Origin of the sequence: Gracilinema caldarium DSM 7334 (assembly GCF_000219725.1) — a bacterium.
Lineage (GTDB): Bacteria > Spirochaetota > Spirochaetia > Treponematales > Breznakiellaceae > Gracilinema > Gracilinema caldarium.
Genome location: NC_015732.1, coordinates 1,658,311 through 1,671,267, shown reverse-complemented (window position 1 = coordinate 1,671,267; position 12,957 = coordinate 1,658,311). Strand labels below are relative to the sequence as shown.

Below are 12,957 nucleotides of genomic sequence, written 5' to 3'. Positions count from 1 at the left end.
GTATGGCCCTAGAATTGGTTAAAAAAGTATCCTCCGCGATTTTGTTTCTTGTTTCTACTCCTATAGGGTATATTATTGATGGGAGCCTTCTGATACTGCTGCTGGTATTTGTTTTAGCCCGGGCTTTGCATCGGGAACGGCTCCTTGCCCTGGCTGCAGGGACCAAGTTTGGACCGGCTCAGAAATTGTTTGTGTGCACCGAAGCTTTAGGGCGTCTCTTTGCAAGCCTGGCCGCTAATCTGCCGGTGTTGCTTATTGCAGCGGTACTTTCCGTTTCGGTCGTTGCTATAGGTGAAACGATCCGAAAAGTGGAAGCTTCCATAGAAGCCGCAAGCCGGATTAAAGAATTGCAGACCGTCCTACGCAATCTGGAGCGGAGCCTTAAGATTGCAGAAATCAGGGTGCTATCTACCCAGAATGACCGGACCACCTTTGAAATTACCTATTTCGATCCAGAAAATCAGAATAGCATCGCCGAAACCAGAACCATCAGCATCGACGGTCGGGATATTTATATTGATGCGATAGTCCTCAATTTTGATTATTCTGAAATTGCCGCAGGCCGCAGGGTTAATATTGCCATCCCCTACCGGGTGTTCAGTGACCAGGTTCCCCAAATAAACGGAATCAGCCTAGGAGGCATAGACAGCAAAGGAATTCCCTATATGTTCCACCGAGCTGATGAGGATATTTACGGCATTGCTCCCGAGGTATACCGGGAACGGCTTAAGGAACTGGTTCAGCTGATTAGTTCCGATACCAGTGCCCGTCCTGCAGGTATCGTCCGGTCCTTGTATGGCAGTGCCCTGCATAAACGGGTTAATACAGGAGATCGGTATGAACTCCGCGTAGAACAGACCGGAGGACTTACCCTGCGGGAACGGTTTCCCTTTTAGTCCTTGGGTTGCTTCATGACGATACAGGAACGACTCTCACAAACCGCCCTACCGCTGGTTCCATGGCTTCCCGACATTGTCAGAACCCTCCAAGAAAAGAGGCGGCTCATCCTTCGATCTGAGCCCGGAAGCGGTAAATCTACCCTGGTTCCTTTAGCCCTCTTGGAACAACCCGGTTCAATCGTCATGCTGGAACCCCGGCGTATCGCCGCCATAGGCATCGCAAACCGCATGGCCGAACTCCTGGAAGAACCGGTTGGTCAAACTGTGGGCTATGCGGTCCGTATGGAACGTCGTGTATCGGCAGCCACCAGAATAGAAGTGCTCACCGAAGGGCTTTTAGTCCGTCGCCTCCAGAGCAATCCTGAACTGCCTGGGGTCTCCACCATTATTTTTGATGAATTTCATGAACGATCCCTTTTTACGGACCTTTCCTTTGCTCTCGTGCTGGATCTGTGCCGGATTAAGTCGGATCTTAAGATTCTGGTCATGTCAGCAACGCTGGACTGTGGCGCCATAGCAGAACGGATCAATGAAAGCGAGGGCAGAGAAGGGCCAGATCGGGTCCCCATACTGGAGTGTCCCGGGAACCTGTTCCCCATCGAAACCGAGTACCAATCCCTAAAAATAGGCGAGTCGACGGTCCAATGCTGTGCAAGAACCCTTCATAATCTTATTGATGAAATGACCACCCAGGGCGGATCCAGGGGTTCATCCTATGTCAGCCACCAAAGGGACGCTGCAAAGGGCTTGGACAGCCAACATAAGCCGGCCATCCTTGTCTTTCTTCCGGGTAAAGGTGAAATTCGATCTGTGGTAGAGGTGCTTGGTGATGTTGGGCCTGAGTGGGAAGTGCTCCCCCTTCATGGGAGCCTACCATTAGCTGAACAGCGGCGGGTTCTCCAGGGAGCTGGGCCTGGAAAGGGGCGGATCATTTTGTCGACTAACATTGCCGAAACAAGCCTTACCGTACCGGACGTATCCATTGTGGTAGACACAGGCCTGGTACGGCTTCAACGATACCATCTGAGGACTGGTATGGACCGTTTAAGCCTGGATCTGGCCAGCACCCAATCGGTCGACCAGCGGCGGGGCCGGGCGGGGCGGCTTGGTCCGGGCCGCTGCATCCGCCTCTGGGCTCCCCAGGATGAACGGCCTGCCTTTGCAGAACCGGAAATCCGCAGGCTCGACCTGGCTTCGCTGGTTCTGGAATGCGCCCTCTGGGGAGCCGCTGAACCGGAGAACCTTCCCTGGCTTGAAATGCCGCCCCGCCCGGCCTGGGATGGGGCGAAACAACTGCTCATAGATCTGGGAGCCCTTGACAGGCAAGGCAAGCCCACCCAAAGGGGCAAACAGATAGCCTATCTGGCGCTGCACCCTCGGCTTGCCATGCTTGCTCTGGCAGGTCTGGAAGGGGGAAACCCCGTTCTAGGAGCTGTCCTGGCGGCCCTGCTTTCTGAACGGGATCCTTCGGGCATAGAAAACGAAGCGGATATCCGGCTCAGGCTGGAAGCTTTTTCTGATGCCTCTCAGCGGGTCCGATTCAGATTTGTTATTGACCTGGCAGAGGATATACTGAACCGACTCGGCCGCCACGAGCACCATACAACACAGGAAACTGAGACTACACAAAGCATGCCATCGGGTACTAAAAATCAGAGCTTTAACAAAGATACCAGTGGACAATTTTTTCATTGTACTCAAGCGATGATGGAAGAGGCTGGTGAACTCCTCGCACGGGCTTTCCCTGATAGGATTGGTAAACGACAGGAGAGCGGTGTCTATCGTTTTATGTCAGGCCGAGAAGCTAGCCTACGGGGAAGGCTCATCCATAGCGAATGGGTTGTAGCCCCCGATATGGATGCGGGAGATCGCAACGGTGTCATCTATCTGGCCGCGCCTCTTCCAGAGCCTCTGGCCATGGAACTGCTTGCACCCCATGTTTCAAAAGAACTCAGCATTATCTGGAACGGGCTCGTCCCAAAAGCACGGGAAACCACAATGGCAGGGCGTCTGGTGATCCGGGAAGAAATTAGAAAATGTGATCCTGCCGAGCTAAAAGGAGCTCTACCTGCTCTCCTCAAACGGGAGGGCTTGGATATTCTTCCCTGGGACGAAGAGGCCGAAGCCTATACAGGAAGTCAACAGCTCAGGGGGCAACAGCCTCATCATGGTCCACGGCAGAAAGCCACAGCCCGCCAGCTGCTCGACAGAATTCGTTTTTGGATTCAGCATCAAAGCGGTGAAGATGGACCACAGCGGAGCCGCCAGTGGACCGATGAAAGTCTCATTGCCGAGGCAGATGAATGGCTTGGACCCTTTATATGGAATGGGAAATCAAACGGCTCAGGTCCTATTATCACCGCAAGTTCCCTCTACCATGCCCTTACAGAACGACTTGGCTGGACAGCGCTCCACCATCTGGATGAGTCCGTTCCACCCCTCTTTATCAGTCCTGCAGGGACGGCCCGCTGGATCGATTATCACTCGGGGGAACCGATAGTATCCCTTAAAATTCAGGAAGTCTACGGTTTATCAGAATCTCCCCTTATTATGGGTATACCGCTTACCTTTGAATTGCTTTCTCCAGCGGGCCGTCCTATCCAGATAACCCGAGATTTAGGCCATTTTTGGACCGGTTCCTACGCCGAAGTACGAAAGGAGATGCGAGGCCGCTATCCCAAACATGACTGGCCTGAAGACCCAAGCCATGCCCCGGCGCACACCCAGGTTCATTCCAGAGTTGCCAAATCATAGGGGGTCTCCTGATATACATAGTTTATCCAGTTCGAGAAAAACAGGTGTGCATGGGCCCGCCAGCGGACTACCGGTGGGCGGGCAGGATCATCATCGGGATAGTAATTTCGGGGTACCCTGATGGGTAGTCCCTTGGCGACATCCCGCCGGTATTCCTTATCCAGGGTAAGGGGATCGTATTCCAGGTGACCGGTTACATAAATTTCCCTCCCCTCCCGGGCAGTAACGATAAAAATCCCCGCATCATCACTCTCCGATTCTACCGATAAAGCCGGATGCTTGCGGATAGTCTCCTGAATACTTTCCGTATGCCGTGACTGAGGAGCAAGGAATTCATCATCAAAACCACGAAACAGCATATTTCGCGGATTATGAACCTTATGGGGAAAGATACCAAAAAGCTTTTCCGGTAGTTGTTGTTTTTCTATACCATAACGTCGGTACAAACCTGCCTGGGCACCCCAGCAGATATGGAGGGTTGACCACACATGATCGTGGCTGTAATCAATTACCGATACGAGTTCATCCCAGTAATCCACTTCCTCAAAGGGTAAGGTTTCCACAGGAGCACCGGTAATAATAAGCCCATCATACCGGTTATGCATCACCTGCTCGAAAGTAACATAAAACCGTTCCAGATGTCCCGGCGGCGCATTGCGGGACTCATGGCTCCCCATACGGAGCAGGGTTACATCAACCTGAATGGGAGTATTTCCTAAAAGCCGGAGTAGTTGTATTTCCGTATCGATCGTGGTGGGCATCAGGTTTACTATAGCAATCTGCAGGGGCCGTATATCCTGATGTTCCGCCCGAGCTTCGGTCATAACAAAGACATTTTCCTGTTTGAGCGTTTCATAGGCAGGCAGGGCTGCGGGGATCTTAATCGGCATGGTTAACTCCTGAGTAAAACAGTCATATAAATATTGACAAAAAAAGCGGCAGAATGCAAGCCCCGCCGTACTCGTAAGAAGACCCGAGAACGCCCTTTGTATCAATATAAACAGCATAAAAGTCACAATAGTATGGGCGTCTCTAAAAACTGAAGTTTTAAAAAGAGGTCCCCTTATGTTTTAGCTTTCCGATTACTCCATATTGATGAAAGGACGACGGCGGTAAGAATAACCGTTCCGCCCGCTAGGGTCGCCGGTCCTGGATGTTCGCCAGTTGCTAGGAATACCCAAACAGGATTCATAACCGGTTCTATCACAGCGGTCAGCATGGACTGGACCGCTGTTACCCGGCGAATTCCATAGGCAAAAAGGAGGGATGCCAGCCCTATCTGAAACACCCCGAGCCCAAAGACCGAACCAAGGGTAATCGCACTCAGGGTCGGCGGATGCAGTATAAAAAAGGGTAAACAGAAGATGGCTGTCCCCAGATGGGCAATCAGGATGGTATCTTCAGGTCTCCCATCCTTTTCGAGCCTCATAAAAACCGAGTAGAGGGCAAAGGTAATTCCAGAGATTACCGCTATGATATTTCCTAGAAGGGGCTTGATATCACCTTGAATCACAGGGGTTCCCTGTCCGGATACAATGCTGTCTTTAAAAAATATCATCAGGCCCACCGCAACAGCCCCCAGGGCAAGCCAGTGTTCTTTCCGTGGCTTTTCTTTTATGAACAGCCATCCCAGCAGGGCAGCCCACACCGGGGCTATATACTGGAGTAATATCACATTGGCAGAACTGGTGAGCTTATTGGCCAGTACAAAGAGGATCATTGTTGCGCCGTAAGACAGGGCTCCAAGAACGGTATATAACTTTCGTCTTTTTCCAAAATGTGTTGGTTTTTGAATAAAGCGAACTACAAGGATAAAAAGAAATGCGATAAAACTTCGACTTCCGGATATGACTAAGGGATGCCAGGGAATCAGTTTGATGAGCAAGCCACTGGTACTCCAGAGGAGGGCACAGAAAAAGATGGCCGTGATTCCCTTCCCCTGTTCTTGTCGTCCCGGAATATGCTGGTTTTTCAATGATGCTGCCATACTAGCCGCCATACTATAGGGTTGCTCTTTTTTTTGCAAGCATAAATAGGCTTTCCAATCTTAAGGATCCCTGCACCTTTGCCGATACTAGAAACGGAGGCAACGGACGTGATTAGAGGTTGGTATACCGGCGCCAGCGGCATGACCGCACAGCAATACAGGCTCGATGCGGTATCGAATAATCTGGCCAATGTGGATGTGGATGGCTATAAAAAGGACATTGCGGTTCATAAGGCATTCCCGGAACTGCTGATGCGGCGTCTTAACGATGACGGCGTGTATCAACATCCCTTTGGTTCTGCGGACGTAGCCCCCATTATTGGTAAAATAGGTACCGGTGTGGAATTAAATGAACTCTTTACCAGCTTTGAGCAGGGGGCCATGAAGGAAACCGAGAATGACTTTGACCTTGCCTTGGACGGGAAGGGCTTTTTCAGCGTAGCTACCCCCTATGGGGAACGGTATACGAGAAACGGGTCCTTCCAGCTGGGGAAAGAGGGGTATCTGGAAACAAAGGAAGGTTATCCAGTTCTGGGCGAAAATGGCCCCATACGGGTTAAGGCTAACAATTTTAAGGTAGATAAGGATGGCCGGATCTGGGTAAATGCGGATTATCCTGATGATCCGGAAGTGTTTGCTTCAAAAGAAACCAATACCTGGCAGAATACGGTGCTGCTGGACACGCTTAAAATTGTCAATTTTGAAAATGACCGGTATTTGCAAAAACAGGGATCCAGCCTGTACAGGGAAACAGATTTTTCAGGACCTGCTCGCATTATAGAAGCAGGACAGCGGCCTAAGGTAGAACAGGGATTTGTAGAAGCCAGCAATGTAAATCCAGTTACCGAAATGGTACAGATGATCGAAGTAAACCGGGCCTATGAGGCAAACCAGAAGGTTGTCCAGGCAGAAGACGCCATGCTCGGGAAATTGATAAACGAAGTGGTGCGAGTGTAGGGGGAATAAATGGTTAGAAGTCTATGGACCGGTGCGTCCGGTATGATTGGTCAGCAGGCAAATATTGATACCATTTCCAACAATCTGGCTAACGTGAACACCTCTGGTTTTAAGAAAATGCGGGCCGATTTTGAGGATCTCTTATACCAGACGATAAAAACTGCTGGCACCCCTGCTACGGAAGAGACGGTAACCCCCGTCGGTGTTCAGATGGGCCATGGTGTCAAGGTATCCGCAACCCAACGGATGTTCACCCAGGGAGCCCTGCAGAATACAGAAAACGTTTCAGATTTTGCAATTCAGGGCGACGGTTTTTTCCGCATTCAAATGTATGACGGCAGTTATGCCTATACCCGGGACGGTGCATTTAAAATAGACAGTGATGGCCGCCTGGTAACCTCTAATGGATACCATGTTTTGCCCGATGTGGTGCTGCCCGAAGGCTTTATACCGGAAACCCTAAGCGTCTCCCAGGATGGTCGTATCACCGTGAAGGTTCCCGGCCAGGATGACCCCATCCAGGTGGGACAGATGGAGCTGTACCGTTTTCCCAACCCGGTGGGACTTACCGCCGTTGGCGAAAACCTCTTCAAGGTGACCAACGCTTCTGGAAATCCCATTGCTGGCCGTCCAGGATTCGATGGCATGGGAAAAATCGTACACAAGTTCCTTGAAATGTCCAATGTTTCAGTGGTGCGGGAAATGGTAAACCTGATTGTCGCTCAGCGGGCTTATGAGTTTAACTCAAAGACCATCCAGACCAGCGACAATATGCTTGGGATTGCTACAGGTTTAAAGCGGTAGGATTAAAACGGTAAAATTAATAAGTGTAGAACCATAATTTAATAGAGCAGGCAGGGAGAAATACGATGAATGTAGGAGCGATAGGAAGTCTTTTAGTTCAGCAAAGTCTCATAAGCGAATCGAATAGCACGGTTCCTGTCGAATCGAATGCCTTCGCGAGCCTGCTGGAAAAGGCAAAAAATGCCAATGGGGATACTGCAACAAAGCCGGAGAAAAACCCATCAGAAAAAATAAGACATGCAGGAAAAGCTGAAATTGATAAAACCAGTAAGCTCTATGAACAATGCCAGGCTTTGGAAGGCTTTTTAGTTAAAAATCTTCTTGAGGGCATGCGCAAAACCGTCATGAAATCAGAATTGATGGATGAAGGTTTTGCGGGCAAAATGTATGAGGATATGCTCTACGATCAATACGCAACCAACCTTACGAAAAACAGCGGGTTCGGTTTAGCCGATCTGGCCTATCTGGAACTGACCGGCCAGCGCGGGAAGGTTATTGGCCTAGACCATCCACCAACCAATCAATAAAGACATCGAGCCGTTTACGAATTGCCGAAGGCATGTGCACCTGGGAGGAGATGATAGAATTTACTTGGGCTCCAGCTTGGTTATAAAGTAATAAGCCTTCCTTTAGTGGTTCTATGTATAAAACAGAAATAAATCGATCTTCACCAATAACTGGAATGATACCATAGGAAAGTGTTTTTGCATTCGTTAAAATAAACATAAGACCCTTATCATAGGTTTGCATTTCAATTTTATAATAAGAGTTTCCAAAATTGATATCTTTTAACAAAATATAAAACACCTGTTTTGAGGGTATTACATCATGAATTGTATTGCGAGGATCTTCTAAGGGGGTTGGTTTTCTAGGACTTTCTATTCTTGTAGCGGTTTCAAAGAGAGGAACCTCTTTTCCACGACTACTCGATTTATAAGTTCTACCAGCTAAATCACGCACTCTACTTAGCGAAATAAAAATGTTTTGTAAAGAGACCGTATTTTTTAATGAAATTATACGAGCCGATTCTATAACAAAACTTGGTTTCCTTTGTTGAATAATATTATTAAAATATAATGGAGTATCTAATAGTGGCTCAAACATTGGCTTTTGTGTTGATTTTTCCAGTGTCTGAATAAAGCCATGTTCGGAAAAGAGAATATTTAAAGAATCTTTACTTTTTTCAGGATATAGATCAGCAAGAGATCTATTCTGTGAAAATAAAAAAGGAGCAAAGGTAATAAAAAATAAAATTGCGATATTACTTTTTTTTATATTCATTAATACGCACCCTTTCCTCTAAAAACAACACCAACAGTTTTATAAAGGATCCATAAATCAAGCCAAATTGACCAACTCTGGATATAATAGGTATCAAAAGCAACCCGTTCATCATAATCTGTATCCGATCGTCCTGAAACCTGCCAGAGACCTGTTAATCCCGGTTTAACTGCAAAAACTCGTTTGAAATGTTTTCCATATTTTTCAATTTCAGCCTCAACAATAGGCCGAGGCCCAATAAGGCTCATTTCATTTTTAAGCACATTGATAAGCTGTGGAAATTCATCTAGGCTAGTCTTCCGTAAAAACTTGCCTATTGGAGTAATCCGTGGATCATTTTTGAGTTTAAAGCTCGTTTCCCATTCTTTTCTAGCTTCAGGATCTCTTTCAAGAAGGTCCTTAAGTTTTTTATCAGCATCCTTTACCATTGAACGGAATTTATAAGCTTTAAAGGGTTTTCCATTTCGACCGATACGGGTATGACCGTACAGAACTGGCCCTGGTGATGAAACTTTTATTAAAAGTGCTATAAATAGAAATAATGGCAGAAGTAAAATACCACCAACAAGCACTAACAGAAGGTCTAATACTCGTTTTCGCAGTCGGTTCCAAGGCATAAGAAGTCGCTGACTGGTTGCAAGACCGAGTATGCCATCAAAGTCTCGTACCGACATCCACATGTTGGTAAGACCAAAGAAGTCAGGAATTAATACATTATATCTAAAAGCAGAAACCGATTCATTAAGAATATCAGCTAAACGATGACGATCAACTCGGGGCATCGCAACAATAGCCATTTTTATGTTGTATCTTTCTACCAGTTCTGGCCCTATGCTAGTATCATGTATAATGGGAATATTTTTATATGTTTCACCTACTGAAGGATCGTCATCAAGAAATAATACTGGGACATAACCAATTGATGGAACTTCAAGCAGTCGGTCTGCTACTAATTTTCCAGAGGCACCACAACCATATATAACTGCAGGAATACCCCAGAATGATGTTTTACTAACAAGCCATCTAGTAAAAGACCGACAGATAAGCAAGTACCAGTAAGAGAAAAACCAGCTGATAATAAAAGCGATCATGATATAATTGATCGTTTGATGCTCTAAATACATGGTTAACAGAATTGCACCATGGCCAATTATTGAACCGATAAAGAAACGACGTAATTCTTCTGCAGGTGCGAGGGTTACACCAGGGTAGAGCTGGTTAGCATAAAAAATTAATATAAAAGTTGGTAAATAGGGCCAATAGGTTACAAAAGATTTAAAATTAATTGCATGTAAATCATAAAGATTGACAATAAAAAAACCTGTTCCAAAAGAGAGAAAAAGTGCGAAAAGATCTGAAATAATAAAGAAAAACGTTGCATATCCCGATGTAGTACGTTTATAACGAGAACGGTACCAAATATCAAAATCTGCGAGCTTCATCGTTCACATACCTCATAAATTTACGTAATTATAGAATGATAAAAACCATTTTGCAAAGCTTTTAATGCCTGTTTTAAGAGAAGTATGCGGTTGCCAGTTGCAATCTCGACTCAAAGCGGTAATATCTGCTGCGGTTCGGTATACATCACCAGGTTGCATAGGCAAATAGATTTTTTGAGCCTTTTTCCCAAGAGATTCTTCTAAAACTGTAATTAATTTTGAAAGCTTTTCAGGATTGTTATTACCAATATTGTAAATTTTAAAAAGTTCATTATTTTCTTTGTTTTTATTTGATACGCAGACAATTCCATCAATAATGTCATCAATATAGGTGAAATCTCGGTACATATCACCATTATTGTAAACCTCTATCGGCTTTTCTTCCATTATTGACCTGGCAAATTTAAAATAGGCCATGTCTGGTCTGCCCCATGGTCCATAAACTGTAAAAAAACGAAGTCCAGTAGTACGAAAACCATAGAGATGCGAATAGGTATGGGCCATAAGTTCATTTGCCCGTTTCGTAGCTGCATAGAGGCTTACAGGATGGTCAACTGGATCATCTTCACTGAAGGGATATTTTGAATTCATTCCATAAACAGATGAACTTGAAGCATAAATTAGATGGGGAATCTTAAAATGCCTACAAGCTTCGAGAATTGATAAAAATCCTACAAGGTTGCTTTGAACATAGGAAAAGGGATGATCGATACTATACCGAACCCCGGCCTGCGCCGCTAAGTTAATTACACAATCGAAGTTATATTGGTTAAAAATATCTATAAGATTATTATAATCTTCGAGATTTAATCGGATAAACGAAAAAGTATGATATTTTGTACTTTTAACGAGTTGGTTGTATTTTTCTGCTTCATCTTTTTTAATTCCTAATTGTGCTATTCTTGCATATTTTAATGTAATGTCATAATAATCATTAATATTATCGAGCCCTATAACAGTATGACCCTGTTCTATCAATCGTTTAGAAAGATGAAAACCAATAAAACCTGCTGCACCAGTAATGAGATAAGTAGACATGCCATTCTTCCCTATTTAATGTAGTTTTCTACATAACTTAAAAAGAATCCATATTGATCCAATACCATATACTATAGTGTAAAAAAATAATACAAAAGATAATACATGATATAAAACACCAATACCAAATAAAGGAAACATTATTCCCGTAATACCTAAATGTTCAGAGAGCCTTTTTTCAGATTCCGGTGATGCTGATTGTTCTATACCAAAAAGTTTTGCCTTATTAGCTCTGTGTGATTGAACGGTTGCCCGCATAAGCATATTGGTAGCAGCTGAAAAACCTCCAAGGAAGATATATAAGCCACTTAATTCTCTATGCATAGCCCCTGTTGCAAGTCCAAGCGATAATAGAGCAACTGTATATGCAATATATCCGCCAACTGCATCTACCCAAGAGCCCCATGGGTTAGGTAAATTAATGGTTCGTGCCATATTCCCATCAACACAATCAAATATAGAAAAAATGAAAAAGCACAGTAAACCTAACCAGTATAATATGTTTATTTGAATTGGAATAAAATAATTGATACCGAATAATAAGCCGCCTAATACGGCAATAAACACTCCAATCCAAGATACTCCATTAGGTGTGCAATTAAGTTTAAGAAAAAACCAGCTGATAGGAAACGAGACTGGTCGTAATACAAAACGAGTCCAATATGAATCGGAATATTTTTTTTCTTCTGGAAGTGATGCAATGATATCTTTTATTGAGTAGTGCATGAACAAATCTCTCCAATAATAGATTCAAATCGGTTTTCTAGTTGATTCATTTGATCTCTATAGACATCCCATGCATTATATGCAATCTGTTTCCTTGCTTGGTCATTTCCTAAATAGGCATCTACTTTATCGAGTAGATCATCGACATCCCAAGAGAAGGGGACATAGGTTTCAAAGGGTATAAAGATATCAGGCCAAGTTAATAGATGTCCCATATCTGGCTTTAATAATACTGAACCGGCTCTAACAGCTTCGAAATCTCGAAGACATAACTCTCCCCATCCAAAGGGGGATAATATCATTTTTGAATGCTTGGTTTCGTAATTATATTGTTTTTGTGATACTTCTCCAATAAGAAAACGAGGATCATTTTTAATCTTATTTAGGATTAAATAGCGTTGGTAGGCAATAGAAGGTCGTCCGGTTAATCCTAATCTTGCATGAACCTGAAAGATTCCTTTATTATAATCGACAGGATTATAGTTAATCTTTTTTCGGGAATAGATATGTTTTGATATTGATGGTCCAAATACCTTCGCTAAGGCTGTTCCAAACCTTTGTCTGAATTGTTCTCTTGGATAATCGCCAATTCCAATATTCCAGGAAAGCCGTAATTTATTTAACTGGGCATCATCTTCAACGATAGCTCTTTCTTTATGTTCTTTATCTTGTACAGCATATTTTGTGTGGTAATAATCAGAGTATAATTCTTTACCATATAGTCTTTTTTTATAAAGATTGATATCTTTAAATAATGCTTTTTGATAAAATAAATTAACGTAGGGTAAAACTTCTAATCTTGGTATTCCACCACCTGCATCATCATGAAAAAAAGCGATAACTTCATATTTTTTTCTAAGATTTTTCATCAATTCAAGATCTACGATGTCTGGTTTGATGAATTGACGGACCATAATGAGTATATTGTTTTTATCTTTTTTTAAACAAAATACAGGATCTGAAGTAAAAGTAAATCGCTTAGAACCGCCAAAAAAAATAAAGGGCTTTAATGAATAAAATGTTGCGATACGATCTACGAGTGTAAGTACTGTTATATTGCTCATAATTA

Annotated in this window: 12 protein-coding genes; 5 read left to right on the top strand and 7 right to left on the bottom strand. The window is 44.2% G+C overall.

Annotation, left to right across the window (positions count from 1 at the left end; translation table 11 throughout):
- Nucleotides 1-2: 2 nt before the first annotated feature.
- Both SPICA_RS07515 and SPICA_RS07510 read left to right on the top strand, forming a co-directional pair.
- Nucleotides 3-896 (top strand): hypothetical protein, encoded by an 894-nt coding sequence (locus tag SPICA_RS07515; RefSeq protein WP_013968931.1) that lies wholly within the window; start codon nt 3-5, stop codon nt 894-896.
- A 15-nt stretch (nt 897-911) separates the two neighbouring features.
- Nucleotides 912-3,653, top strand: coding sequence for an ATP-dependent RNA helicase (locus SPICA_RS07510; RefSeq protein ID WP_013968930.1), 2,742 nt, complete (start codon nt 912-914; stop codon nt 3,651-3,653).
- Here the strand turns inward: SPICA_RS07510 and metA are convergent.
- Complete coding sequence (gene metA, locus SPICA_RS07505) at nt 3,629-4,543, bottom strand: homoserine O-acetyltransferase MetA (protein ID WP_013968929.1); 915 nt, start codon at nt 4,541-4,543, stop codon at nt 3,629-3,631. The genes SPICA_RS07510 and metA overlap by 25 nt on opposite strands.
- Before the next feature lie 173 nt (nt 4,544-4,716).
- Nucleotides 4,717-5,640 carry a DMT family transporter gene (locus tag SPICA_RS07500; protein ID WP_013968928.1) on the bottom strand — a complete coding sequence of 308 codons (924 nt, stop codon included), beginning with the start codon at nt 5,638-5,640 and terminating at the stop codon, nt 4,717-4,719.
- Nucleotides 5,641-5,748: 108 nt separating this feature from the next.
- On the opposite strand from SPICA_RS07500, the gene flgF reads away from it, so the two are divergent.
- From flgF to SPICA_RS14815, 3 genes are all read left to right on the top strand, one after another.
- Nucleotides 5,749-6,597 carry a flagellar basal-body rod protein FlgF gene (gene flgF, locus SPICA_RS07495; protein WP_013968927.1) on the top strand — a complete coding sequence of 283 codons (849 nt, stop codon included), beginning with the start codon at nt 5,749-5,751 and terminating at the stop codon, nt 6,595-6,597.
- Between the two features lie 9 nt (nt 6,598-6,606).
- Nucleotides 6,607-7,401: a flagellar basal-body rod protein FlgG gene (gene flgG / locus SPICA_RS07490; protein ID WP_013968926.1), complete on the top strand. Its 795-nt coding sequence runs from the start codon at nt 6,607-6,609 to the stop codon at nt 7,399-7,401.
- Nucleotides 7,402-7,466: 65 nt separating this feature from the next.
- Complete coding sequence (locus SPICA_RS14815) at nt 7,467-7,928, top strand: rod-binding protein (protein WP_013968925.1); 462 nt, start codon at nt 7,467-7,469, stop codon at nt 7,926-7,928.
- Here SPICA_RS14815 and SPICA_RS07480 read toward each other — a convergent pair.
- Genes SPICA_RS07480 through SPICA_RS07460 form a run of 5 tightly spaced genes read right to left on the bottom strand, consistent with a single transcriptional unit; the run spans nt 7,894 to nt 12,952 of the window.
- Entirely contained in the window at nt 7,894-8,682 is a 789-nt protein-coding gene (locus tag SPICA_RS07480; RefSeq protein WP_013968924.1) for a DUF6675 family protein, read from the bottom strand. The two genes, SPICA_RS14815 and SPICA_RS07480, sit on opposite strands and share 35 nt — an antisense overlap.
- Nucleotides 8,682-10,124 (bottom strand): undecaprenyl-phosphate galactose phosphotransferase WbaP, encoded by a 1,443-nt coding sequence (gene wbaP / locus SPICA_RS07475; protein ID WP_013968923.1) that lies wholly within the window; start codon nt 10,122-10,124, stop codon nt 8,682-8,684. Before wbaP ends, SPICA_RS07480 begins: the two co-directional genes overlap by 1 nt.
- 12 nt (nt 10,125-10,136) lie before the next feature.
- Nucleotides 10,137-11,162: an NAD-dependent epimerase/dehydratase family protein gene (locus SPICA_RS07470; RefSeq protein ID WP_013968922.1), complete on the bottom strand. Its 1,026-nt coding sequence runs from the start codon at nt 11,160-11,162 to the stop codon at nt 10,137-10,139.
- A gap of 15 nt (nt 11,163-11,177) precedes the next feature.
- Nucleotides 11,178-11,888: a CDP-alcohol phosphatidyltransferase family protein gene (locus tag SPICA_RS07465; RefSeq protein ID WP_013968921.1), complete on the bottom strand. Its 711-nt coding sequence runs from the start codon at nt 11,886-11,888 to the stop codon at nt 11,178-11,180.
- On the bottom strand, nt 11,873-12,952 hold the full coding sequence (locus SPICA_RS07460) for a glycosyltransferase family protein (protein WP_013968920.1): 1,080 nt from the start codon (nt 12,950-12,952) through the stop codon (nt 11,873-11,875). Before SPICA_RS07460 ends, SPICA_RS07465 begins: the two co-directional genes overlap by 16 nt.
- Between the last annotated feature and the right edge of the window lie 5 nt (nt 12,953-12,957).

Bases quoted from the DNA above. Each gene is read 5' to 3' on its own strand.
- SPICA_RS07515 (WP_013968931.1), top strand. From the start codon at position 3: ATGGCCCTAGAATTGGTTAAAAAAGTATCCTCCGCGATTTTGTTTCTT.
- SPICA_RS07510 (WP_013968930.1), top strand. From the start codon at position 912: ATGACGATACAGGAACGACTCTCACAAACCGCCCTACCGCTGGTTCCA.
- metA (WP_013968929.1), bottom strand. From the start codon at position 4,543: ATGCCGATTAAGATCCCCGCAGCCCTGCCTGCCTATGAAACGCTCAAA.
- SPICA_RS07500 (WP_013968928.1), bottom strand. From the start codon at position 5,640: ATGGCAGCATCATTGAAAAACCAGCATATTCCGGGACGACAAGAACAG.
- flgG (WP_013968926.1), top strand. From the start codon at position 6,607: ATGGTTAGAAGTCTATGGACCGGTGCGTCCGGTATGATTGGTCAGCAG.
- SPICA_RS14815 (WP_013968925.1), top strand. From the start codon at position 7,467: ATGAATGTAGGAGCGATAGGAAGTCTTTTAGTTCAGCAAAGTCTCATA.
- SPICA_RS07480 (WP_013968924.1), bottom strand. From the start codon at position 8,682: ATGAATATAAAAAAAAGTAATATCGCAATTTTATTTTTTATTACCTTT.
- wbaP (WP_013968923.1), bottom strand. From the start codon at position 10,124: ATGAAGCTCGCAGATTTTGATATTTGGTACCGTTCTCGTTATAAACGT.
- SPICA_RS07470 (WP_013968922.1), bottom strand. From the start codon at position 11,162: ATGTCTACTTATCTCATTACTGGTGCAGCAGGTTTTATTGGTTTTCAT.
- SPICA_RS07465 (WP_013968921.1), bottom strand. From the start codon at position 11,888: ATGCACTACTCAATAAAAGATATCATTGCATCACTTCCAGAAGAAAAA.
- SPICA_RS07460 (WP_013968920.1), bottom strand. From the start codon at position 12,952: ATGAGCAATATAACAGTACTTACACTCGTAGATCGTATCGCAACATTT.